At 69.1% G+C, this 21,414-nt stretch carries 25 protein-coding genes; 17 read left to right on the forward strand and 8 right to left on the reverse strand.

All coding sequences use genetic code 11. The features are described from left to right. The first annotated feature begins 7 nt into the window (after nucleotides 1-7). Together hemC and DMC64_RS03375 are read left to right on the forward strand one after the other, a co-directional pair. Nucleotides 8-955 (forward strand): hydroxymethylbilane synthase, encoded by a 948-nt coding sequence (gene hemC, locus DMC64_RS03370; protein WP_016330928.1) that lies wholly within the window; start codon nucleotides 8-10, stop codon nucleotides 953-955. A 60-nt stretch (nucleotides 956-1,015) separates the two neighbouring features. Further along, the gene (locus DMC64_RS03375) at nucleotides 1,016-2,548 is read left to right on the forward strand and encodes a bifunctional uroporphyrinogen-III C-methyltransferase/uroporphyrinogen-III synthase (protein ID WP_005151748.1); all 1,533 of its coding nucleotides are present in this window, start codon (nucleotides 1,016-1,018) and stop codon (nucleotides 2,546-2,548) included. An 85-nt stretch (nucleotides 2,549-2,633) separates the two neighbouring features. Here the strand turns inward: DMC64_RS03375 and DMC64_RS03380 are convergent, their stop codons facing one another. Next, complete coding sequence (locus DMC64_RS03380; RefSeq protein WP_125731985.1) at nucleotides 2,634-3,920, reverse strand: Nramp family divalent metal transporter; 1,287 nt, start codon at nucleotides 3,918-3,920, stop codon at nucleotides 2,634-2,636. Nucleotides 3,921-4,041: 121 nt separating this feature from the next. Here DMC64_RS03380 and hemB point away from each other — a divergent pair, with 121 nt between their 5' ends. Genes hemB through DMC64_RS03400 form a run of 4 tightly spaced genes read left to right on the forward strand, consistent with a single transcriptional unit; the run spans nucleotide 4,042 to nucleotide 6,376 of the window. Next, nucleotides 4,042-5,013 (forward strand): porphobilinogen synthase, encoded by a 972-nt coding sequence (hemB, locus tag DMC64_RS03385; RefSeq protein ID WP_081975687.1) that lies wholly within the window; start codon nucleotides 4,042-4,044, stop codon nucleotides 5,011-5,013. A gap of 10 nt (nucleotides 5,014-5,023) precedes the next feature. After that, entirely contained in the window at nucleotides 5,024-5,575 is a 552-nt protein-coding gene (locus tag DMC64_RS03390) for a hypothetical protein (protein ID WP_016330932.1), read from the forward strand. Beyond that, nucleotides 5,572-6,024, forward strand: coding sequence for a hypothetical protein (locus DMC64_RS03395; RefSeq protein ID WP_125731987.1), 453 nt, complete (start codon nucleotides 5,572-5,574; stop codon nucleotides 6,022-6,024). Before DMC64_RS03390 ends, DMC64_RS03395 begins: the two co-directional genes overlap by 4 nt. Then, entirely contained in the window at nucleotides 6,002-6,376 is a 375-nt protein-coding gene (locus tag DMC64_RS03400; protein ID WP_037332976.1) for a hypothetical protein, read from the forward strand. Before DMC64_RS03395 ends, DMC64_RS03400 begins: the two co-directional genes overlap by 23 nt. On the opposite strand, the gene DMC64_RS03405 is transcribed toward DMC64_RS03400, so the two are convergent. Beyond that, complete coding sequence (locus tag DMC64_RS03405; RefSeq protein WP_125731989.1) at nucleotides 6,373-6,864, reverse strand: tryptophan-rich sensory protein; 492 nt, start codon at nucleotides 6,862-6,864, stop codon at nucleotides 6,373-6,375. The genes DMC64_RS03400 and DMC64_RS03405 overlap by 4 nt on opposite strands. 122 nt (nucleotides 6,865-6,986) lie before the next feature. Here DMC64_RS03405 and hemL point away from each other — a divergent pair, with 122 nt between their 5' ends. From hemL to DMC64_RS03445, 8 genes are all read left to right on the forward strand, one after another. After that, on the forward strand, nucleotides 6,987-8,291 hold the full coding sequence (hemL, locus tag DMC64_RS03410; protein WP_125731990.1) for a glutamate-1-semialdehyde 2,1-aminomutase: 1,305 nt from the start codon (nucleotides 6,987-6,989) through the stop codon (nucleotides 8,289-8,291). Then, complete coding sequence (locus DMC64_RS03415) at nucleotides 8,288-8,920, forward strand: histidine phosphatase family protein (RefSeq protein WP_125731992.1); 633 nt, start codon at nucleotides 8,288-8,290, stop codon at nucleotides 8,918-8,920. The genes hemL and DMC64_RS03415 overlap by 4 nt, the downstream gene beginning before the upstream one ends. Next, nucleotides 8,917-9,498 carry a TlpA disulfide reductase family protein gene (locus tag DMC64_RS03420; RefSeq protein WP_037332969.1) on the forward strand — a complete coding sequence of 194 codons (582 nt, stop codon included), beginning with the start codon at nucleotides 8,917-8,919 and terminating at the stop codon, nucleotides 9,496-9,498. Before DMC64_RS03415 ends, DMC64_RS03420 begins: the two co-directional genes overlap by 4 nt. A gap of 146 nt (nucleotides 9,499-9,644) precedes the next feature. Beyond that, on the forward strand, nucleotides 9,645-10,292 hold the full coding sequence (locus DMC64_RS03425; RefSeq protein ID WP_125731994.1) for a rhomboid family intramembrane serine protease: 648 nt from the start codon (nucleotides 9,645-9,647) through the stop codon (nucleotides 10,290-10,292). A gap of 173 nt (nucleotides 10,293-10,465) precedes the next feature. Beyond that, nucleotides 10,466-11,239 (forward strand): cytochrome c biogenesis CcdA family protein, encoded by a 774-nt coding sequence (locus tag DMC64_RS03430; RefSeq protein WP_037332967.1) that lies wholly within the window; start codon nucleotides 10,466-10,468, stop codon nucleotides 11,237-11,239. Continuing rightward, nucleotides 11,236-12,816: a cytochrome c biogenesis protein ResB gene (locus DMC64_RS03435; protein WP_125731996.1), complete on the forward strand. Its 1,581-nt coding sequence runs from the start codon at nucleotides 11,236-11,238 to the stop codon at nucleotides 12,814-12,816. Before DMC64_RS03430 ends, DMC64_RS03435 begins: the two co-directional genes overlap by 4 nt. A 5-nt stretch (nucleotides 12,817-12,821) precedes the next feature. Beyond that, nucleotides 12,822-13,793, forward strand: coding sequence for a c-type cytochrome biogenesis protein CcsB (gene ccsB, locus DMC64_RS03440; RefSeq protein WP_037332963.1), 972 nt, complete (start codon nucleotides 12,822-12,824; stop codon nucleotides 13,791-13,793). A 79-nt stretch (nucleotides 13,794-13,872) separates the two neighbouring features. Further along, on the forward strand, nucleotides 13,873-15,192 hold the full coding sequence (locus tag DMC64_RS03445) for a MinD/ParA family protein (RefSeq protein ID WP_125731998.1): 1,320 nt from the start codon (nucleotides 13,873-13,875) through the stop codon (nucleotides 15,190-15,192). Here the strand turns inward: DMC64_RS03445 and DMC64_RS03450 are convergent. Both DMC64_RS03450 and DMC64_RS03455 read right to left on the reverse strand, forming a co-directional pair. Beyond that, a complete protein-coding gene (locus DMC64_RS03450; RefSeq protein ID WP_016330943.1) occupies nucleotides 15,189-15,371 on the reverse strand; it encodes a hypothetical protein in 183 nt (60 codons plus the stop codon). The two genes, DMC64_RS03445 and DMC64_RS03450, sit on opposite strands and share 4 nt — an antisense overlap. Nucleotides 15,372-15,520: 149 nt before the next feature. Next, the gene (locus DMC64_RS03455; RefSeq protein ID WP_005151795.1) at nucleotides 15,521-15,733 is read right to left on the reverse strand and encodes a BldC family transcriptional regulator; all 213 of its coding nucleotides are present in this window, start codon (nucleotides 15,731-15,733) and stop codon (nucleotides 15,521-15,523) included. Between the two features lie 248 nt (nucleotides 15,734-15,981). On the opposite strand from DMC64_RS03455, the gene DMC64_RS03460 reads away from it, so the two are divergent. The 3 genes from DMC64_RS03460 to DMC64_RS03470 are packed head-to-tail and all read left to right on the forward strand — an operon-like array spanning nucleotide 15,982 to nucleotide 17,824. After that, nucleotides 15,982-16,455: an Lrp/AsnC family transcriptional regulator gene (locus DMC64_RS03460; RefSeq protein ID WP_037332958.1), complete on the forward strand. Its 474-nt coding sequence runs from the start codon at nucleotides 15,982-15,984 to the stop codon at nucleotides 16,453-16,455. Between the two features lie 11 nt (nucleotides 16,456-16,466). Next, on the forward strand, nucleotides 16,467-16,745 hold the full coding sequence (locus DMC64_RS03465; protein ID WP_016330946.1) for a DUF4229 domain-containing protein: 279 nt from the start codon (nucleotides 16,467-16,469) through the stop codon (nucleotides 16,743-16,745). Beyond that, the gene (locus DMC64_RS03470; RefSeq protein ID WP_125732000.1) at nucleotides 16,742-17,824 is read left to right on the forward strand and encodes a PLP-dependent cysteine synthase family protein; all 1,083 of its coding nucleotides are present in this window, start codon (nucleotides 16,742-16,744) and stop codon (nucleotides 17,822-17,824) included. Before DMC64_RS03465 ends, DMC64_RS03470 begins: the two co-directional genes overlap by 4 nt. A 230-nt stretch (nucleotides 17,825-18,054) precedes the next feature. Here the strand turns inward: DMC64_RS03470 and DMC64_RS03475 are convergent, their stop codons facing one another. From DMC64_RS03475 to DMC64_RS03485, 4 genes are all read right to left on the reverse strand, one after another. Next, nucleotides 18,055-18,924, reverse strand: a complete 870-nt coding sequence (locus DMC64_RS03475) for a 1,4-dihydroxy-2-naphthoate polyprenyltransferase (protein WP_038520094.1) — start codon at nucleotides 18,922-18,924, stop codon at nucleotides 18,055-18,057. Between the two features lie 84 nt (nucleotides 18,925-19,008). Then, nucleotides 19,009-19,167 carry a hypothetical protein gene (locus DMC64_RS42930; protein ID WP_162836880.1) on the reverse strand — a complete coding sequence of 53 codons (159 nt, stop codon included), beginning with the start codon at nucleotides 19,165-19,167 and terminating at the stop codon, nucleotides 19,009-19,011. A gap of 62 nt (nucleotides 19,168-19,229) precedes the next feature. Then, a complete protein-coding gene (gene menE / locus DMC64_RS03480) occupies nucleotides 19,230-20,354 on the reverse strand; it encodes an o-succinylbenzoate--CoA ligase (RefSeq protein ID WP_199754868.1) in 1,125 nt (374 codons plus the stop codon). A gap of 85 nt (nucleotides 20,355-20,439) precedes the next feature. Then, nucleotides 20,440-21,363: a 1,4-dihydroxy-2-naphthoyl-CoA synthase gene (locus DMC64_RS03485; RefSeq protein WP_038520089.1), complete on the reverse strand. Its 924-nt coding sequence runs from the start codon at nucleotides 21,361-21,363 to the stop codon at nucleotides 20,440-20,442. Nucleotides 21,364-21,414: the final 51 nt, after the last annotated feature.

The raw sequence follows: 21,414 nt of genomic DNA on the forward strand, positions 1-21,414 counted from the left end.
TCATCCAGTGAGCAGAGTCATCCGCATCGGGACGCGCGGCAGCAAACTCGCCCTCGCGCAGACCGGCACCATCGCCGACGCCCTGCGGGCCACCGGGGCCGAGGTCGAGCTCGTCACCGTGACGACCCCCGGCGACAAGTCGTCCGCGCCGATTCCCACGATCGGGGTCGGCGTCTTCACTTCCGCGCTGCGCGAAGCCTTGCTGCGCGAGGAAGTCGACGTCATCGTGCACTCGTACAAAGACCTCCCGACGAAGCCGGAGCCGGGCATCACGCTCGCCGCCGTGCCGCGCCGCGAGGACCCGCGTGACGCGCTGATCGCCCGTGACGGGCTGACGCTGGGCGAGCTTCCGCCCGGCTCGACCGTCGGCACCGGCTCGCCGCGGCGGACCGCGCAGCTGCGCGCGCTCGGTCTCGGTTTGGAAATCGTGCCGATCCGAGGCAATATCGACACCCGCATGCGCAAGGTGAGCGACGGAGAGCTCGACGCCGTCATCCTGGCGCGTGCCGGACTGGCCAGGATCGGCCGGGCGGAGGAGATCACCGAGACCCTCGACCCGATCCAGATGCTGCCCGCACCCGCACAGGGCGCGCTGGCGGTGGAGTGCCGGACCGGCGACGTGGACATCGAGCACCTGCTCGGGTCCACAGTGGACGATGAAGGCACCCGTGCCGTGGCGACCGCCGAGCGCGCGTTGCTCGCGGCGCTGGAAGCCGGGTGCAGCGCACCGGTCGGAGCGCTGGCGGAGATCGTCGAGGACCTGGACGCCGAAGGGCGGGTCGTCGAGCGGATCTCGTTGCGGGGCACCGCCGCCGTCGAAGGGGACGGGGACGCGGTCGACATGGTGCGCGCTTCCGCGCTCGCCGACAAGCACGAAGCCGATCAGCTCGGCCGGACACTGGCCGCCGAGCTGCTCGACCTGGGGGCCGGTGCGCTGTCCGGCCCCGCCCAGTGAGTCAGAACGTTGAAGGTAGGGCCGCGCTCGACTGCGGCCGCTCAAGAGGAGAACGCACAGATGACCCCCGCGCGTAAGACCACCGGGCGTGTCGCCTTCGTGGGCTCGGGCCCCGGTGACGCCGGTCTGCTGACCGTCCGCGCTCAGGAGCTGCTCGCCAAGGCCGAGGTCGTGGTGACCGACCCGGACGTCCCTTCGGGCGTCTTGGCCTTCGCCGCCGAGGGCGCCGAAGTGCGCCCCGCCGTCGGCGAGGCCACCGAGGTCGCCAAGGACCTGGTGAACGAGGCCAAGGCCGGACGACTGGTGCTCCGGCTCATCGCCGGTGACCCGCTGACCCAGCCCGCCGTCGTCGCCGAGGTGCAGGCCGTTTCCCGGACCAGCGCCGTGTTCGACATCATCCCGGGCGTCTCGCCCGGCGCGGCCGTCCCGGCGTACGCCGGTGTCGCGCTCGGTGGCACGCACACCGAGGTCGACGTCCGCGGCGACGTCGAGTGGGCCGCGCTGGCCGCCACCCCCGGCCCGATCGTGCTGCACGCGACGTCGGCGCACCTGGCCGAGGCCGCGTCCGCGCTGACCGAGCACGGACTGGCGCCGACCACCCCGGTCGCGGTCACGTCGAACGGCACCATCAACACCCAGCGCACCCTGGACACCACGCTGGCCACGGTCGCGAACGAGGCGGGCGAGCTCGTCGGCCCGCTCATCGTGACCATCGGCCAGGCCGTCGGCCAGCGTTCGAAGCTGTCGTGGTGGGAGTCGCGCGCGCTGTACGGCTGGAAGGTCCTGGTGCCGCGCACCAAGGAGCAGGCCGGTGAGATGGCGGAGCGGCTTCGCGGCCACGGCGCCACCTCGCACGAGGTCCCGACCATCTCGGTCGAGCCGCCGCGCAGCCCCGCCCAGATGGAGCGTTCGGTCAAGGGGCTCGTCGACGGCCGGTACCAGTGGATCGTCTTCACCTCGACCAACGCCGTCCGCGCGGTGTGGGAGAAGTTCGAGGAGTTCGGCCTCGACGCCCGCGCCTTCTCCGGCGTGAAGATCGCCTGCGTCGGCGAATCGACCGCCGCGAAGGTGCGCTCGTTCGGCATCATCCCCGAGCTGATCCCGGAGGGCGAGCAGTCCTCGGAGGGTCTCCTCGCCGAGTTCCCGCCGTACGACGACGTCCTCGACCCGGTCGACCGCGTGCTGCTGCCGCGGGCCGACATCGCCACCGAGACCCTTTCGGCCGGTCTGCGCGAACGCGGCTGGGAGATCGACGACGTGACCGCGTACCGCACCGTGCGGGCCGCGCCGCCGCCCGCCGAGACCCGCGAGATGATCAAGACCGGCGGTTTCGACGCGGTCTGCTTCACCTCGTCCTCGACCGTGCGGAACCTCGTCGGCATCGCCGGCAAGCCGCACACCCGCACGCTGGTCGCGTGCATCGGCCCGAAGACCGCGGAGACCGCCGTGGAGTTCGGGCTGCGGGTCGACGTCCAGCCCGAGAAGGCCGACGTCCCGCACCTGGTCGACGCGCTCGCCGAGCACGCCGCCCGGCTCCGTGCCGAAGGAGCGCTTCCGCCGCCTCGCAAGGCGAAGCGGGCTCGCCGCTCCTGACGATCGGTTAGTACGTGAAGGCCCCCTTCATTGCGCTAGACGCGGTGAAGGGGGCCTTCACGTACTTGGGCCGTCGCGTGCGGCCTCAGCTGAAGAACTTCACGACCTCCGTGTACGCCAGGTAAGCGAACATCGCCAGGCAGATCCCCAAAAGCCCGTTCGACAGCCACCGCGAACGCCCTTCCCGCGGCACCCGCGAAGTGTTCAGCAGCATCAGCAACGTCGCCGCCAGGAACGGCATGAACAACGCGCCCAGCACGCCGTAGATCACGGTGAGCTGGAACGGCTGGTCCAGGAACAGCAACGCCATCGGCGGGAAGGTCAGCCACAGCACGTATCCGCGGTACGCGACACTGCGTTCACCGGCCTTCTTCTCATACGCCTCAACGCTTTCCGTGGTGTTCGCGGGCAGCCGAAGGATGCGCCACCAGTCGGCGAACAGCAGGCTCACGCCGTGCCAGACACCGATCACCGACGTGAACGAAACGGCGAAGAAGCCGATGAGGAACGGGATCCGCGCCCACTGCCCGTAATCCGCGGCGAGGGTGTCGCCGAGGAACAGCAGGCCCTTGTCGCCCGAGATGATCTTCTGGCCCAGCAACAGTTCCGCGCCGACGATCAGCATCGCGATCACGAAGATGCCGGTCATCACGTACCCGACGGCGTTGTCGGTGCGCATCATCGGCAGCCACTTCGACGAACGCCAGCCCTTCGCGAGAGTCCAATAGCCGTAGGCCGCCATGGTGATCGTGCCGCCGACGCCGCCGACCAGGCCGAGGACGTAGACGAGCGAGCCGTCGGGCAGGGTCGGGACGGCGCCCTTGAACAGTTCGGCGAAATCCGGCACGACGAGGATCGCGGTGCCGACCACGGTCACGAACATGACGCCGGTGAGCACCGTCATCAGCTTCTCGATGATCGCGTAGCGCCCGAACCACACCAGCGCGAAGCCGAGCAGGCCGCAGATCATCGCCCAGTACCGCACCGAAATCGCGGGGAAGAGCGCGTTCAGCGGCAGCCCCGACGCGGACATGGCCGTCGCGCCGTAGACGAAGCCCCAGATCACCGCGTAGATCCCGAAATAGATCAGCGCCCAGATCCCGAGCGTCCGCCAGCCGGAAAGGATCGTCCGGCCCGAGGTCAGATGCCAGCGGCCCACGGCTTCTGCCAGCGCGAGTTTGAAGATCGTGCCGACGAGCACCGCCCACAGCAGCGTGTACCCGAAGCGCGATCCGGCCACCATCGTCGCGACGAGGTCGCCCGCGCCGACCCCGGTCGCCGCGGCCATGATCCCCGGCCCGACCTGGCGCAGCCGTGCGCGCCAGCCGACGGGCGGTTCTTCCAGTTGGTCGGTCACCGTTGAACTCGACATGCCGTGGAAGGTAACCCAAGTCACACGGCGGAGGAATCGGACAAAGGTGACTCTTTACCGTTCCTTAGGAAAGGTTCGGCCGTTCACCGCCTCTCAAGCGGGCGGGAGTACCGTCGTGAGGGTGTTTCCCGAACATCGTCCCCGCAGGCTCCGTACCACTCCGGCGATGCGCAGGCTGGTCGGTGAGACGACGCTGCGCCCACGTCAGCTGATCCTCCCGATGTTCGTGGCCGAGGGCGCCGACGCGCCCCGCCCGATCTCCAGCATGCCCGGGGTCGTCCAGCACACCCGCGACACGCTGCGCAAGGCCGCCGTCGAGGCGGTCAACGCCGGTGTCGGCGGCCTGATGCTGTTCGGCATCCCGAAGACCCGGGACGCGGAGGGCTCCGGCGCGATCGACCCGAACGGCATCCTCAACGTCGCCCTGCGCGACCTGAGGTCCGAGCTCGGTGACGCGACGGTCCTGATGGCGGACACGTGCCTCGACGAGTTCACCGACCACGGCCACTGCGGTGTCCTCGACGCCGACGGCGGTGTCGACAACGACGCCACCCTCCGCGTGTACGCGGAAATGGCGCTGGCGCAGGTGGAAGCGGGCGCTCACCTGCTCGGCCCGAGCGGCATGATGGACGGCCAGGTCGGCGTCATCCGCGGTGCGCTGGACCGCGCCGGGCACACCGACGCCGGGATCCTCGCGTACTCGGCCAAGTTCGCCAGCGCGTTCTACGGTCCCTTCCGCGAAGCCGTCGACTCGCAGCTGAAGGGCGACCGGAAGACGTACCAGCAGGATCCGGGCAACGTGCGTGAGGCGCTGCGCGAGATCGAGCTGGACATCGCCGAGGGCGCCGACATGGTCATGGTCAAGCCCGCCCTGTCCTATCTGGACGTCATCAGGGCCGCCGCCGAGGCGTCGCCGGTTCCCGTCGCGGCGTACAACATCTCGGGCGAGTACGCGATGGTCGAGGCCGCCGCGGCGAACGGCTGGCTCGACCGCGAGCGCACGATCCTCGAGGTGCTGACCTCGATCCGCCGCGCGGGCGCGGACATGATCCTGACCTACTGGGCCGCCGAAGCCGCAGCTTGGCTGGATTAAGCTGCCCAGCGTGAGCGACAGCAAAGCCGACGAAACGGACGACGAGCGCCGTAAGCGCGGGATGTCCCCGGATCCGATCCTGCCGGGCCAGAAGCCGCCGAAGATCGTGGTGCCGAAGCCGGTCGCGATCTCGTTCTGGCTGTGGATCGTCGCCGGTGTCGTCCTGGTGGCCGGCCAGATCGCCCTGCTGGTGCTGAAAGACGAACTGACCGAGGGGATCCTCAAGCAGATCAGGGAGAACCCGGTCCCCGGCCAGCCCGCCGATCCGGCGCAGGTCGCGTCCGGCGTGAACACCCTGCTGTGGATGCTGTTCGGCGGTGCGCTCACCTTCGCCGTCCTGTTCGCGTTGTTCGCGTACAAGGCCCGCGAGGGAACACGGTCGGCCAGGACGGTGCTCACCGTGGGGGCGGTCTTCCTGGTCCTGGTGGAACTGCTGATCCTCCGCGGTTCGCTCAACGTGTTCCTGCTGGTGTCCACGTTGCTGGTGGCGATCGCGCTGGTCCTCATGTACCTGCCGAGCGTCTCCGATCATTTCCCGAAGGTCGGGCGCACGCTGCCATGACCGCCGAGCCGCCCCGCTACGACGAACCCGGCGTCGGCTGGACGGCTTTGCTGTGGGCGCCGCTGTTCGCCCTCGCCGGGCTGCTCGCCGAACTGGCGACCGGCGGCCCGGTCCATTGGCTCGCCTGGATCCTGGTCGCGGTGGGGCTGGTGGCGATCACCGTTCCCTGGGTCTACGCGCGCCGCCGGTACCTCTCGCTCGAAGTCACGCCGGACGGCTACCGGCAGGGCAAGGAAACGCTGGAGGCGGCCAGGATCGCCGAGGTGCTGGAAGACGAGGCGCCGGTCGGCTCGCGCGTCCTCGGCGGCGGCTGGACGATCCCCAAGAAGTTCGGCGAAGTCGGGTTGAAGCTCGAAGACGGCGTGTTCGTGCGCGCTTGGGCGAAGGATCCGGACGCTCTTCGCGAGGCTCTCGGGGATTTGGTGCGTGCTCGCACCACAGAGTCATGAGAAACTGCTCACCGTGATCGACCTTCCCCAGCCGACCGGCGCCGATCTGTGGCCACCGGAGGACTCCCGGCCCGCGGCCCGGCTGCACAAACCCCTGCGCGCCGTGGTGGGGGCGGTCGAGCTGATCCTCGCCGCGCTCGCGGTGTGGGGTGCCTTCGCGTGCTGGAAGGCCGGTGTCGTCCCGGTCGTGATCACCTACGGCGAGACGACGACGCTGGAATCGCAGCGGTATTTCGGCGGCCCGCTCGCCGGCGCCATCGGATTGGGCGTTCTGGCCGCGATCCTCGTGGTGGACGCGATCCGCCAGTTCCTGCTCGCGGTGCGCGCCAAGGGCCGCAAGCCCAAGGACTAGTTGAGCCAGACGACGGCGGCGTTGACCGCGGTCGAGTACAGCAACCACAGCAGATACGGCACCAGCAGCCAGGCGGCGAGTTTCGACCGGCGCCCGAACTCCATCATCGTGACGGGCACCATGAAGTCCAGGACGACGACGTCGGCCAGGGCCAGGGCGTGCGCTCCGCCGGCGAAGAACAACGGCGTCCACAGCAGGGTCAGCAGCAGGCAGACGCCGTAGAAGGCGAAGCCGCGTGTCTCGCCGTCGGTCCGCCAGTAGCACCAGCCCGCGACGGCGACCACGAGGAGCAGGGCCGTCCACGTCGGACCGTAGAGCCAGCCCGGCGGCGCCCACGACGGGCGGATCAGCGTGTTGTGCGTTTCGGAGCGGGTGGCCACGGCGAGCGCGGCCACGACGCCGACGATCGCCGACAGCGCGATGAATCCGGCCAAGGCCTGCCAGCGCAGGCGACGGTGGTGGGTCGGTGGTGACGGCACCGTGGACACGTGGATTCCTCCGCGAGGGTTTCGACGCCGAGTACTTCCACCCTAGTGGGCCTGGTCACGCCATGCCCGGAACAGACACGACCTGGCGGCGGGTGTCATCGGGGATTTGCGAGACTGGGGAAGTGACTACCGGAGTCGATCAGTCCAAGGCATGGTTCGAACGAGCGAAGGCCGCGATCCCGGGCGGGGTGAATTCCCCGGTGCGGGCCTTCAACTCCGTCGGCGGCACCCCGCGGTTCATGGTGCGCGGCGAGGGACCGTATCTCTGGGACGCGGACGGCGCCCGCTATGTCGATCTCGTCTCCTCGTGGGGGCCGATGATCCTCGGGCACGCGCATCCGGACGTCGTCGCCGCCGCGCGCGAAGCCGCTGTCGACGGGCTGTCGTTCGGCACCCCGACGCGCGGCGAGGTCGAGCTCGCCGAGGAGATCATCGCCAGGGTCGAGCCGGTGGAGCGGGTGCGCCTGGTCAACTCCGGCACCGAGGCGACGATGAGCGCGATCCGGCTGGCCAGGGGCTTCACCGGCAGGCCGAAGATCATCAAGTTCGCGGGCTGCTACCACGGTCACGTCGACGCGCTGCTCGCCGAAGCGGGCTCCGGCGTCGCGACCCTCGGCCTCCCGACCTCGCCCGGTGTCACCGGCGCGCAGGCGGCCGACACGATCGTCTTGCCCTACAACGATCTCGACGCGGTCCGTAAGTCCTTTGTGGACAACCCGGACTCGATCGCCGCGATCATCACCGAAGCCGCCGCGGGCAACATGGGCGCCGTCGCGCCGGTCGACGGCTTCAACGCCGGGCTCAAGGAGATCGCGCACGAGCACGGCGCGCTGCTGATCATGGACGAGGTGATGACCGGGTTCCGCGTTTCCAAGGCGGGCTGGTTCGGCCTCGACGGGGTCGCCGGCGACCTGTACACCTTCGGCAAGGTGATGTCCGGCGGATTGCCCGCCGCGGCCTTCGGCGGTCGCGCCGACGTGATGGCGAAGCTGGCCCCGGGCGGGCCGGTGTACCAGGCGGGGACGTTGTCCGGGAACCCCGTCGCCGTCGCGACCGGCCTCGCGACGTTGCGTGCGGCCGACGACGCCGTGTACGCGGCCCTCGACGCCAACGCGAAGCGGCTCGGTGACCTGTTCGACCGGTCGCTGACCGAGGCGGGGGTCACGCACACCGTGCAGTACGCGGGCAACCTCGTCAGCGTGTTCTTCAGCGAGAACCCGGTGACGAACTACCCGGGCGCGCAGGCTTCGGAGACCTGGCGGTTCCCGGCGTTCTTCCACGCGCTGCTGGACAACGGCGTGTACGCGCCGCCGAGCGCGTACGAGGCTTGGTTCGTCAACGCCGCCATGGGCGACGCCGAGTTCGAGATCATCGAGTCCGCGCTTCGCGTGGCCGCCCGCGCCGCCGCCGAGGCGGTCCAGGCGTGAGCGCGACGACGATCGTGCACCTGCTTCGCCACGGCGAGGTGCACAACCCGGACAAGATCCTGTACGGCCGCCTGCCCGGCTTCAAACTCTCCGACCGCGGACAGCGTCAGGCGCTGACGGTCGCCGAAGCGGTCGCGACGCACGACATCACGCATGTCGTCGCTTCGCCGCTTCAGCGCGCGCAGGAGACCGCCGCGCCGATCGCCGCCGCGCACCGGCTCGACGTCGAGACCGACGAGCGGCTCATCGAGGCGGACAACCAGTTCGAGGGCGAGCGGGTCGCCGTCGGCGATGGCGCGCTTCGCGAGCCCAAGCACTGGCCGAAGCTGGTCAACCCGTTCCGGCCGTCCTGGGGCGAGCCGTACGTCGAGATCGCGCACCGCATGCTCGGCGCGATCCACCGCGCGCGGCAGGCGGCCGAGGGCCACGAGGCGCTGTGCGTCTCGCATCAGCTGCCGATCTGGACCGTGCGGCGGTTCCTGGAGGCGAAGCGGCTCTGGCACGACCCGCGCAACCGGCAGTGTTCGCTCGCTTCGCTGACCAGCTTGGTCTTCGAGGGCGAGGAACTCGTGCGGATCGTCTACAGCGAGCCCGCCGGGACGACCGATCCGAAGGTGACCGGGGCATGAAGCGTGCGCTGGCCGCCATGGCGGTGCTGATGCTCGTCGTCACCGGCTGCACCACCGGCAAGGACGCCGTCGTCACCGGCGGCTCGTTCAACTTCGTGTCGCCGGGCGGGAAGGTCGACATCACCTACGACGTCGCGGAGCGCCAGCCGTCGCCGACGCTGTCCGGCGACGACCTGATGAACGAGGGCAAACAGCTTTCGATCGCGGATTTCCCCGGCAAGGTCATCGTGCTGAACCTGTGGGGCCAGTGGTGCGGGCCGTGCCGGGTCGAGGCGCCGGAGATGCAGAAGGTCTACGACCAGACCAAGGCGTCCGGCGTTCAGGTGGTCGGCATCGACCTGCGGGACAACGACCGGGCGCCCGCGCAGGACTTCATGCGGGACCGGAAGCTGACGTACCCGTCGATCTACGACCCGTCGGGGCGGACGTTGCTGCAGCTCTCGGGTTATCCGCGCAACATCATCCCGTCGACGATCGTGCTGGACAAACAGCACCGCGTCGCGGCCGTCTTCCTGCGGGACCTGCTGGCCTCGGACCTGCTGCCCGTCGTCCAGCGCCTGGCCGCCGAACCCGCCTGACCCCCTCCCGCGTTTCGTCCTCTGAATGCGTTCCTTGCGCGTGCAACGACTGCATTCAGAGGACGAAACGCGCTGGTCTGTCGGCCGGGGCGGCTATCCTCCTCGTCTCAGCCGCGCGACGGCTCTGAACTACTGGGGAGAAGGAAATGACGACCGCTTCGGACGTGCCCAGATCCGGTCAGCGTGACGCCGAGGCCATGATCGCGGAGGCCAAGAAGGCCTTCTGGGTCATGGTCGGCGCGCTGGTGGTGCTCTGGCTGATCCAGATCTACAACGCGGTGGACGGCTACGGTCTCGTGTTCGAATACGGGACGCGGGCACGCGAGATCAGCTCGCTGCCGACCGTGCTCACCGCGCCGCTCCTGCACGCCAGCTGGGGACATATCGAGTTCAACTCGGGGCCGCTGTTCATCTTCGGGTTCCTCGCGGCGTATCGCGGGGTGAAGAAGTTCCTCAGCGTCACGGTGCTGATCGCGGTGCTGAGCGGGCTCGGCGCCTGGACCCTGCACGACTCCGGCACGGTCGGCGTCGGAGCCAGCGGCCTGGTCATGGGCTACTTCGGGTACGTGCTGGTGCGCGGGATCTTCGATCGGCACAAGATCGACATCGTCATCGGGCTGGTGATGGCCCTGTGCTTCGCCTACCAGTTCGCGGGCCTGTTCCCGCAGGACGCGGGGGTCAGCTGGCAGGCGCACCTGTTCGGGTTCCTCGGTGGCCTGATCGGCGGCTGGGTGTTCCGGGACCGCCGTCCCAAGCCCGAGGTCACCGCGCCCGCCTTCCCGACCATCCCCTGACCCCCTCCCGCATTTCGTCCTCTGAACGCGGTCCTTGCGCGTGCAACGACCGCATTCAGAGGACGAAACGCGCGTGAGGGGGGCGGGACCAAGGTCCTGACCGGGTGCGACGTAGGTCCCGTTGGGCCAGCCCCGGCGTTTTCACGCCGACCACACTGCCTACGCTCAGCCGAGTGAACTCCGTTACCGAGCTGGCCCTGTCCGGGCCGCTGCTGCTCGCGGCGGGTGTGGCGCTGCTGGCCGGGACGATCTCCTTCGCGTCGCCGTGCGTCGTGCCGCTGGTGCCCGGGTATCTCGCGTACCTGGCGGCGCTGGTCGGCGCGGACGCCCCCGCCGTCAGCCCCGACGAGGAGCGCAAGAAGGGCCGTTACGCCGTCGTCGGCGCGGCGGCGCTGTTCGTGCTCGGGTTCACCGTCGTCTTCGTGGTGACGCTGGGGACGCTGGTGTGGATCGCCGACGTCGTCGCGCTCAACGTGGACCTCCTCCAGCGCCTCGGCGGCGTGCTGACGATCGCGATGGCGCTGGTCTTCATCGGCTGGATCCCGGGGCTCCAGCGCGAGTTCCGCTCCCACCACGTACCGCGCGGCGGACTGTGGGGCGCGCCGGTGCTCGGCGCCGTGTTCGGGCTCGGCTGGACGCCGTGCATCGGGCCCACGCTGTCCGCGGTCATGTCCATGGCCAGCGCCACCGGCGGCGCGGCGGCGCGCGGGTACGTGCTGACCCTGGTCTACTGCCTCGGTCTCGGCCTGCCGTTCCTCCTCATCGCGTTCGGCACCCGCTGGGCCGTCCGCGCCACCGACTGGCTGCGCCGCCACGGCCGTCAGGTGCAGGTCTTCGGCGGCGTCCTGCTGCTGATCGTCGGCCTTCTGCTGGTGACCGGACTGTGGGGCGACATGACCGGCTGGATCAGGAACACCCTCGTGACCGACATCAGGCTGCCCTTGTGACCACCACCGAATACCGTCAGACCCCGCTCAAGCGTGTCCTCGGTTTCCTGCGCAACACCTGGCGCGGTCTGACGTCGATGCGCACCGCGCTGGTGCTGCTGTTCCTGCTCGCGCTCGCCGCGATGCCCGGCGCCCTGCTGCCGCAACGGAACCTCAACGTCGCCAAGACCGACGAGTACATCGCCGCGCACGGCTGGTGGGGCGAACTGCTCGACCGCACCCAGTTCTTCGAGGTCTACGGGAGCGTCTGGTTCTCGGCGATCTACATCCTGCTGATGGTCTCGCTCATCGGCTGCCTCGCGCCGCGCAGCTTCGAGTACGCGAAGGCGATGCGCGCGAAGCCCGTGCTCACGCCGCGCAAGCTCTCGCGGATGCCGCATCACGTGTCCACCACGACCGACCGGACCCCCGAGACGGTCATGTCGGACACGCACACGCTGCTCAAAGGCTGGCGCCGCGTCGAACGTGAAGAGGCCGACGGGAGCCGAAGCATCTCCGCCGAACGCGGGTACCTCCGCGAGACCGGCAACCTCGTCTTCCACTTCGGCATGCTCGGCCTGATCATCTTCTTCGCGCTGGGCAAGATGTTCGGCTACGAAGGCCAGGTCATCGTCCAGGCCGACGGCAGCCCGTGGTGCAACTCCGGCATCCTCGGCTACGACACCTTCAACGCCGGGCTGCGCGTCGACGGCACCGACCTCAACGCGTTCTGCATCCGCCTGAAGGACTTCGAGGCGCGCTACACCGAGAACGGGCAGGCGAACTACTACCACTCCAACATGGAGTACCAGTCCGGCGAGGATCTGCGGACGGGCGCGTGGAAGCCGTACGGACTCGAGGTCAACTCGCCGCTGCGCACCGCGGGCGACCGCGTCTACCTGCTGAACTTCGGCTACTCCCCGAAGTTCACGGTGACCTTCCCCGACGGCACCGTGCGCACCAACATCACGCCGTGGCGTCCCGCCGACGAGCCGACGAAGCTCTCCGAAGGCGCGACGAAGATCGACCAGCCGGGCATCGCCGACCCGGTCGAACGCCGCACCCGTCAGCTCGCGATCACCGGTCTGCTCGCCCCGACCGCGTTCCTGCACGGCAACGTGCTGACGTCGTCGCGGCCCGAGGCGAACAAGCCGGCGGTGGCCGTCGACATCTACCGCGGCGACCTCGGCCTCGACGCCGGTCGCGGGCAGTCGATCTTCCAGATCGACCAGTCGCTCGTCGAGGACGGCAGGCTCAAGAAGCTCACCCGGCAGAACCTGGACCAGGGCCAGGAGACCGTGCTGGACGACGGCACGAAGGTCCGCTTCGACGGCGTCCAGGAATGGGTCGCCATCCAGGTCTCGCACGACCCCGTGCAGGGCTGGGTGCTGGTCTGCGCGGTCGCGATGCTGATCGGGCTGGCGGGATCGCTGCTGGTCAAACGGCGCCGGGTGTGGGTGCGGGTGACCCCGGCGCGTGAAGGTGGGACGGGTACCGTGATCGAGGTCGCCGGGCTGGCGCGCACCGATCAGGCGGGCTACGGCGAAGAGTTCCAGCGGATCAGCGACAAGCTGGTCCAGGGGCAGAGAGGCAACTAGAGGTCATGCCGATCAACGAGACGCTGTCCCAGTACAGCGACTACTCCTACACCACCGCGGCGGCGATCTACGTCCTCGCGCTGATGTTCGCCCTCGTCGAGCAGGGCTTCGGCGCGAAGGGTCGTCTGGCGGCGGAACGCAGCAAGCAGAAGGCCCGCGAGCTGGTCGGTGCCGGCGGTCCGCCTCCTGCTTACGGGACGCCCGTCGAGACGCCGCGCGAGGTCGGCCGCCCCGAGCGCATCGGCCGCATGGGTGCCGCGCTGCTGGTGCTGGCCGCGCTGCTGCACCTGGCCGCGATCGTGCTGCGCGGGTTCGCCGTGCACCGCGCGCCGTGGGGCAACCTCTACGAATACGGCATGGCCACGACCTTCATCGCCGTCGTGACCTGGCTCGTCATCATGCGGAAGTTCCCGGTCCGCCACCTCACCGGCTTCCTGCTGCTGCCGGTCGTGATCCTGATGTTCGTCAACGGCACGATGCTGTACACGACGGCCGCGCCGGTGCAGCCCGCGCTCCAGTCGTACTGGCTGGTCATCCACGTCTCCGCGGCGATCATCGGCTCGGGCGTCTTCCTGGTGCCCGGTGTCGCGAGCGTCCTTTACCTTTTCCGCGCCGCGCACGACGACAACCCGGCGAAGTTCGCCAAGTTCGCCCCGAAGCTGCCCTCCGCGGACGTGCTCGACCGCATCGCCTACCGCACCACCATCTTCGCGTTCCCGATCTTCACCTTCGGTGTGCTCTGCGGCGCGGTGTGGGCCGAGGCGGCGTGGGGCCGGTTCTGGGGCTGGGACCCCAAGGAGACCGTCGCCTTCGTGGCGTGGGTCGTCTACGCGGCGTACCTCCACTCCCGGGCCACCGCGGGCTGGCGCGGGAAGCGGGCCGCGATCATCAACATCGTCGGTTTCTCCGCGACGATCTTCAACATGTTCTTCGTGAACCTGGTGACGTCGGGCCTGCACTCCTACGCCGGGGGCTGACCGTCGCCGCTGCGCGCGACCCGGCTACCGTCAATACTGAGGTAATGGGGGAAGACGTGCGCGGAGGAGGAATTCAGCGGTGACCGGACCCAGCGAAGAATCGGCTCCTGGCCACCCCGAACCGACCGAGAGCGCCCAACCCTCGGAGCTGTTCTCCGAGGACAGGACGGACTCGGCGCCGCATCCGACCGCGAGTGGTTTCGAGGCCGAGCCGACCCAGGTCGTCCAGCCCCAGTACCCGCAGCAGGGTCAGTATCAGCAGCAGCAGCCCGCTCCTCCGCTGCCGCAGCCGTCGCACGGGCAGCAGTACCAGCAGCCCTACGACCAGAACCTGCCCCCGCTGCAGCCTCAGCAGGCGCCGCCGCAGCAGGCCGCCCAGTACCCGCCGCAGCAGCAGTACGCGCAGCCGCCGCAGCAGCAGGCGGTGCCGGGGCTTCCGCAGCCGCAGGGCAGGCACGCGCTCCCGGACGAACTCGCCACCGCGAGCCTGGTGAAGCCGCAGAAGCGCAAGCCGCAGTCGGGCTGGCGCAAGGCGCTTTACGTCGGCACCGGCAAGCTCGTCAATCCGGGGGAGAGCCCCAAGGACAGGCGTAAACGCGAACTGATCGCGCAGATCAACCAGCCGCTGCGCGGGTGCTACAAGATCGCGATGCTGAGCCTCAAGGGTGGCGTCGGCAAGACCACCACGACGACCACGCTGGGCTCGACGTTCGCGTCGCTGCGCGGTGACCGGGTGGTCGCCGTCGACGCGAACCCGGACCGCGGCACGCTGTCGCAGAAGATCCCGATCGAGACCACCGCGACCGTGCGGCATCTGCTGCGGGACGCGGACAAGATCACCAGGTACAGCGACGTCCGTTCGTACACCTCACAGGGCGGGAGCCGGCTGGAGATCCTCGCCAGCGAGCAGGATCCGGCGGTCTCGGAAGCGTTCTCCGAGGACGACTACCGGCGCACGGTCAACCTGCTGGAGCACTTCTACAACATCGTGCTCACCGACTGCGGGACCGGTTTGATGCACTCGGCGATGAAGGGCGTCCTGGACGTCGCGGACGCGCTGGTGGTGGTGTCGTCAGGCTCCGTCGACGGGGCGCGCAGTGCGTCGGCCACCCTCGACTGGCTGGAGGCGCACGGCTACGGCGACCTGGTCAAACGGTCTGTCGCGGTGATCAACTCGGTGCGGCCGAAGGGCGGCTCGGTCGATCTGGACAAGCTGTCGGCGCACTTCGGCGCGCGTGTCCGTTCGGTATGCCGCATCCCGTTCGACCCGCACCTGGAAGAGGGCGCCGAGATCGAACTGGACCGGCTCGACGAGGACACGCGGCTGGCGCTATTGGAACTGGCGGCCACCGTCGCGGACGGCTTCGGCGGCCAGCAGTACCAGCCGATCCAGCCCTAATCTTTGTCTTCGTCTTTACCTTTGCGCTGCTGCTCACCGAGCTTGCGCAGGAAGTCGGGGTCGTCGTCCGGGGCCAAGGTCGGTCGCGACGAGGGCACCCCGACACGCTCGATCCCGAACGCGCGCCACAACACCACGGCGACGGTGAGCGCTCCGATGGCCGCGAGCAGATAGATCATGCTCGGTCCCTTTCCGCGTGGAGGACGTTGCTCAGTCCCACGAGGCTAGCCTCTTTGCCGCGCGCGGGGGGACTCATGGATACCCCAATGTGACGAAGGGCGGTTACGAGCCCTTCGTCACTGGAGTCCTTTTTAGGGGAAATGCCTGGTCAGACCTTGCGAGCGGGCTCGCTGGCGTCGGTGGTCAGCTCGGCGAGGAGCTCGTTCACCTCGGCCTCGCGGAACCGGCGGTGCCCGCCGGGAGTGCGGATCGAGCCGATCCGGCCCGCGGTCGCCCAGCGGGTCACGGTCTTGGGGTCGACCCGGAACAGGGCCGCCACTTCACCGGGGGTGAGCAACCTTCCGCCCATGGTCGCGGTCATTTTCCGCCTCCTTCACGGTTTCGGTGCTAAACCGGAGGCGGGTCCGATGCCCGTCGTGCCGGGTAGCCAACACGGCAATCGTTGCATCTCACCCGTCAGGTACTCGAACGGTTGTCCATAGGTAAAGAGCCCTTAAAGGTCAAAACCGACAACCACGACATGCGCGGCTCGGTGCCCCGGTCTTGTCACGGATGTATGAAAACGCGCCCTGATCCCGCGAATCGGGCCGTGGCACCTAAGGTGTAGCGGTGGACCAGGTGGATCGGAAGATCATCGCGGCATTGCGGGAGAACGGGCGGGCTACCTACGCCGACCTCGGCCGGTCTGTCGGGCTCTCGGCTTCATCAGTGCACGAGCGGGTCGGCAAACTCGAGGCCGCCGGCGTGATCACCGGCTACCACGCCATGGTCGACCCCAACACGGTCGGACTCGGGGTGACGGCGCTGGTCGGCATCCACCCCACCGACACTGCGACCGAGGACGACGTCGCGGAGGCGCTCGGGGCACTCGACGAGGTCGAAAGCTGCTACGCCGTCGCGGGTGACGAGGCCTTCGTCGTCAAGGTGCGGGTGGCGACCGTCGACGATCTGGAGAAGACCCTCGGCAGGCTGCGGCGGATCCCCGGCGTCGGCCGGACGAACACCACCGTCGTGCTCTCCACCCGCTTCGAAGGGCGGCCCAACAACGCGGGCCTGGACGAGGGCCGCAACGGCAACGCGTAGCCTGCGTTGATGTGAGCGATAATCACCTGCCCCGTGACCTGACGCTGTACGTGCTGGCCAGGTTCGTCCTGGTCGGGGTCATCGCGGGGGGCTTGCTGCTGGTCAACGTCCCGCTGCTGGTCGCGTTGCTGATCGGCCTGGTCGTGGGGCTGCCGCTGGGTCTGCTACTGTTCCGCCCGCTGAACGCGCGCGTGACCGCCGGACTCGCCCGCCGCAACGAAAAGCGCGCTCGCGCCCGTGCCGAACTGCGTTCCCAGCTGCGCGGCGACCGAGCGGACGGCGCAGCGTGAGCCGTCTGCACAGCCGGAGCTGGGTCCGCGAAGCCGTCCGCATCATCGAGGCCGACGCGAACCGCAGCGCCGACACGCACCTGCACGTCTTCCCGCTCCCCGCCGAATGGGGCATCGATCTTTACCTGAAGGACGAGTCCGTCCACCCGACCGGCTCGCTCAAGCACCGGCTCGCGCGTTCGCTGTTCCTGTACGGCCTGGTGAACGGCCAGATCGGGCAGGACACCGTGCTCGTCGAGGCGTCCAGCGGGTCGACGGCGGTTTCGGAGGCGTACTTCGCGCGGATGCTGGGGCTGCGGTTCATCACCGTGGTGCCGCGCAGCACGTCGCCGGAGAAGATCGCGCTCATCGAGTTCTACGGCGGCGAATGCCACTACGTCGACCGCGCGCCGGACATGTACCCGGAGGCCGAGCGGCTCGCCGCGGAGTGCAACGGCCACTACCTCGACCAGTTCACCTACGCCGAGCGCGCGACGGACTGGCGCGGGAACAACAACATCGCCGAATCCGTGTACGCGCAGATGCAGTCCGAGCGGCACCCCGTGCCGACGTGGATCGTCGTCGGCGCCGGGACCGGCGGCACGAGCGCCACCTTCGGCCGCTACGTGCGCTACAAGCGGCACACCACGAAGATCGCCGTCGTCGACCCGGAGAACTCGTCGTTCTTCGGCGCTTGGCAGACCGGGGCACTCGACTACAGCACCGGCATGCCGTCGCGGATCGAGGGCATCGGGCGGCCGCGTGTCGAGCCTTCGTTCGTTCCCGGCGTGATCGACGAGATGCTCCAGGTGCCGGACGCCGCTTCGCTGGCGGCCATCCGCGTGCTGCGCGAGCGGACCGGGCACTGGGCGGGCGGCTCGACCGGGACGAACCTGTTCGGCGCGTTCACGCTGATCTCGCGGATGGTGTCGGAGGGGCAGGCGGGCAGTGTCGTCACGCTGCTGTGCGACGGCGGCGAGCGGTACGCGAACACGTACTACGACGACGCTTGGCTGGCGCAGAAGAACATCGACATCGCGCCTTATCTGGACAAGTACCGGGAGTTCCTGGTGAGCGGGAAGCTCGCTCCGGAGGCCTGAAGGTCTTCTACCTCAGGTGGCGCCGGATCACCAAAGGGAGCAAGGGACCTTTGCTACCACTTGGGCTACATGTGGTGACCGCGCCGCTCCCGAAGCACAACAGCTAGTGCCCCAATGCGAAAAACCCAAGGTATGAACGGTCCGTTCACGCCCACTGTGTGGATTTCGGGTCATCCAACGACCCGAAATCCACACAGTCGCGCATCAAAGGTCCGGTGACGCCTCAGCGATCACAGCGCCAGCGCGACCGCGGTCAGCACCGCCCACCCCAGCATCGCGAACCCGGTGTCCCGCAACGCCGGGATCAGCGCCCGACCCTGCGCGCCGCCGCCGACGGCCTTGACCGACTTCAGCAGCAACGGCGCGGTCAGCAGACCGAGCAGCGCCCACGGCGTCACGAAGGCGAGCAGCACGCTCACGACGTACGGGACGGCGACCAGCACCAGGTAAAGCCGCCGCGTGCCGCCATCACCGAGCCGGGTGGCGAGGGTGCGCTTGCCGGACTCGATGTCGGTCGGGATGTCGCGGAGGTTGTTGGCGGTCAGCACACCGGTCGAGAACGAGCCGACGGCCACCGCGCAGCCGAGCGCGGTCCAGCTCAACTGTCCGGCTTGGACGTACACGGTGCCCAGCACGCCGGCCAGCCCGAAGAAGACGAAGACCGCGATCTCGCCGAAACCGTAATAGCCGTAAGGCTTCTTGCCGCCGGTATAGAACCAGGCACCCAGGATGCAGACCGCGCCCATCGCCAACAGCCACCACAATCCGCTGATCGCGACAAGCACGAGCCCCAGCACTCCGGCGAGCCCGAGTGCGACGAGAGCGGCCGCGAGGACGGCCTTCGGCTTCGCGACCCCGGAGCCGACCAGCCGCAGCGGGCCGACGCGGTTCTCGTCGGTGCCGCGGATTCCGTCGGAGTAGTCGTTGGCGTAGTTGACGCCGACGATCAGCGAAAGCGAGACCAGCAACGCGAGAATCGAGCGAGGCCAGGAGAAGCCGTCGAGCGCGATCGCCGCGCCGACTCCGGCGACCACCGGCGCCACCGCGTTGGGCAGCGTCCGCGGGCGCGCCCCTTCGATCCATTCACCAGCAGTCGCCATGCCGCCATTCTGGCCCTGGCGACTACCGGCCGGTATGCGGGGCTCGTCACCTGCCCGGCCATCGCGAGCAGGTGACGAACCGCCCTACTTCAGGTCGTCGATCGTGTCTTCCAGGGTCCAGGTGAGCGTGCCGCTGTTCGGAACGGCGGTCTCCGGTTCGTCCGCCAGCGCGGGCCCGGCCAAAGCGACCAGTCCCATCGTGACGGCGGTGCAGGCCAATACTGTGCGTGTCCAGCGCGTCATATGTAGACGTAAACCCGCCGGTAATGATCGTGTCAACAACGTCCCGGTAATCGGTGGGGAATTCACGACCTTCGTAGGAGATTCCTGACGGCCGCCCTGTCGACCTTCCCTGGACCCCGCAGAGGGAGTTGTTCGGCGAATTCGACCCGCTTCGGAGCGGCCGCCGCACCGGCTTCTTCACGGCACGCGGCACGCAGCGATTCGACGTCGCGACCAGCGCCGACGACGAGCGCGACGACGGCCTCGCCCCACTCGGGGTCGGGTACTCCGACCACGCACGCGTCCCGGATTCCGGGCTGTGCGGTCAAGATCCGCTCGACGGCCGCGGCGGCCACCTTCACCCCTCCGGTGTTGATCATGTCGTCGATCCGCCCGAGGATCTCCAACCGGCCGTCGGCCGTCCACTGGCCGCGGTCAGAGGTACGGAACCGCCCGCCCTCGAAGGCCTCCGCGGTCAGGTCGGGTCGCAGCCGGTAGCCGTGCGCGAGGACGTCACCCGTGATACAGACCCGCTCGTCTTCGAGTTCGACGTGTACTCCGTCCAGCGGTACGCCGTCGTAGACGCAGCCGCTCGCGGTCTCGCTCATGCCGTACGCGGGCACGATCTTCACGCCCGCTTCGGCCGCGCGCTCGCGGAGCTCGGCGGTGGTCGCCGCGGCGCCGACGACGATCGCGTCGAAAGCGCGGGCCGCCGCGAGACCCGGGCCGCCCGCGTCGAGCAGCCGCCCGAGCTGAGTCGGCACGAGTGCGGTGTAGCGCGGGCCGCCCAGCGACAGCAGCGGCGCGGCGGCTTCGGCGAAGTCGTCCGGCCGGAAACCGGCGGCGTGCAGGACGGCCGGTGTCGTCCCGGCCAGCAGCGAGCGGACCAGCACCTGCAGCCCGCCGACGTACTGCGCCGGGGTCGCGAGCAACCAGTGCCCCGGCCCGCCGAGCCTCTTGTGCGTGGCGTGAGCCGACGCGGTCAGCGCCGCCGCCGACAGCAGCACACCCTTGGGTTCGCCGGTCGACCCGGAGGTGGCGATGATCACCGCCGTCCCGGGCTCGGCCGGCCGGGCCGGTTCCATCGCGTCCCGCAGGGCCTCGGACGAGTAGGGGAGGACGGGCGAGCCGCCGTCGAGCGCCCCGGCCAGTGCCGTGGTCAGCTCGACGATCGACTCCGGACTCCCGTCCACCTCCACCGCACGCATCCCGCCACCCTACGTCCGCGTTTCGTCCTCTGAATGCGATCGTTGCGCACGCAACTACCGCATTCAGAGGACGAAATGCGGGAGGTCAGTAGTAGTACGGGAACGCCGACCAGTCGGGGGAGCGCTTCTCCAGGAAGGAGTCGCGGCCTTCGACGGCCTCGTCCTGCATGTATGCGAGCCGCGTCGTCTCGCCGGCGAAGAGCTGCTGGCCGACCAGGCCGTCGTCGGTGAGGTTGAACGCGTACTTGAGCATCCGCTGCGCCGTCGGCGACTTGCCGTTGATCGCCCACGCCCAGTCCAGCGCCTCGGCCTCGAGTTCCGCGTGCGGGACGGCGGAGTTGACCGCGCCCATCGCCTGCATCTGCTCGGCCGTGTACTCGCGTCCGAGGAAGAAGATCTCCCGCGCGAACTTCTGCCCGACCTGCTTGGCCAGGTACGCCGAGCCGTAGCCGCCGTCGAAGGAGCCGACGTCGGCGTCGGTCTGCTTGAACCGCGCGTGTTCGGCCGAGGCCAGCGTGAGGTCGCACACCACGTGCAGCGAATGCCCGCCGCCCGCCGCCCAGCCAGGGACCACGGCGATGACCACCTTCGGCATGAACCTGATCAGCCGCTGGACCTCGAGAATGTGCAGACGGCCTGCCCTGGCCGGATCGATCGTGTCGGAGGTCTCCCCGTCCGCGTACTGATACCCGGAGCGTCCGCGAATACGCTGGTCACCGCCGGAGCAGAACGCCCAGCCGCCGTCCTTCGGCGACGGGCCGTTGCCGGTGAGCAGGACGCAGCCGACGTCCGAGCTCATCCGCGCGTGGTCGAGCGCGCGGTACAGCTCGTCGACGGTGTGCGGGCGGAAGGCGTTGCGGACCTCGGGACGGTCGAACGCGACACGTACGACACGTTTGCCTGAGCGGCTCTCAGAGGAGCGGTGATAGGTGATGTCGGTGAAGTCGAACCCTTCGACCTCGGTCCACAAGGCGGGGTCGAACAGCTCGGAAACCTGGGCGTCATCCACGTTTGGGAGAATAGGACGTGTGGCCGTGAGTCGTAGTGTGAAACCCGAGGT

This window comes from Amycolatopsis sp. WAC 04197, from assembly GCF_003947475.1.
In the GTDB taxonomy this organism is placed as follows: Bacteria; Actinomycetota; Actinomycetes; order Mycobacteriales; family Pseudonocardiaceae; genus Amycolatopsis; species Amycolatopsis japonica.